This is a genomic window from Flavobacterium degerlachei (genome assembly GCF_900106645.1).
Taxonomy (GTDB): domain Bacteria; phylum Bacteroidota; class Bacteroidia; order Flavobacteriales; family Flavobacteriaceae; genus Flavobacterium; species Flavobacterium degerlachei.
In genome coordinates this window covers 1-1,121 of sequence record NZ_FNMV01000041.1, presented here as the reverse complement: position 1 = coordinate 1,121, position 1,121 = coordinate 1, and the positions used below count along the sequence as shown (strand labels likewise).

At 40.5% G+C, this 1,121-nt stretch carries 1 pseudogene; it reads right to left on the bottom strand.

Annotation, left to right across the window (positions count from 1 at the left end):
- Positions 1–1,121: pseudogene (locus BLV91_RS17105) on the bottom strand (hypothetical protein); the annotation flags it as partial.

The window sequence follows — 1,121 nt, the reverse complement described above, 5'->3', positions numbered from 1 at the left end:
CCAACTATTCCGTTGATTGGTCCTGCAACATCATTTACTGCTTTGATTGGTGCTGCAACTACTGTTACCGTTACTGTCGCTGTTGAACAGTTGTCGGCATTTAATACTTCGCAGATCGTATAGTCTACTGTGTATTCTCCTGCTTTTGTGTTCTCTGCTACCGTTACGGTTCCGTCTGTGTTTACTGTTAATGGTCCGTTTGGAGTAGAAGTGATTTTTACATCTGATGGAGTTACTTTAACACCATTCAATAAATCATTATCCAATACATTGATTCCTGCATCTCCGCCAACTATTCCGTTGATTGGTCCTGCAACATCATTTACTGCTTTGATTGGTGCTGCAACTACTGTTACCGTTACTGTCGCTGTTGAACAGTTCTCTGCATTTAATACTTCGCAGATCGTATAGTCTACTGTGTATTCTCCTGCTTTTGTGTTCTCTGCTACCGTTACGGTTCCGTCTGTGTTTACTGTTAATGGTCCGTTTGGAGTAGAAGTGATTTTTACATCTGATGGAGTTACTTTAACACCATTCAATAAATCATTATCCAATACATTGATTCCTGCATCTCCTCCAACTATTCCGTTGATTGGTCCTGCAACATCATTTACTGCTTTGATTGGTGCTGCAACTACTGTTACCGTTACTGTCGCTGTTGAACAGTTGTCTGCATTTAATACTTCGCAGATCGTATAATCTACTGTGTATTCTCCTGCTTTTGTGTTCTCTGCTACCGTTACGGTTCCGTCTGTGTTTACTGTTAATGGTCCGTTTGGAGTAGAAGTGATTGTTACATCTGAGGCTACTACTTTAACGCCATTCAATAAATCATTATCCAATACATTGATTCCTGCATCTCCGCCAACTATGCCGTTGATTGGTCCTGCAACATCATTTACTGCTTTGATTGGTGCTGCAACTACTGTTACCGTTACTGTCGCTGTATCGCAATTGTTTGGATTCAACACTTCACAGATTGTATAATCCACCGTATAAGTTCCTGCTTTTGTGTTTTCTGCTACCGTTACGGTTCCGTCTGTGTTTACTGTTAATGGTCCGTTTGGTGTAGAAGTAATTTTTACATCTGAGGCTACTACTTTAACGCCATTCAATAAATC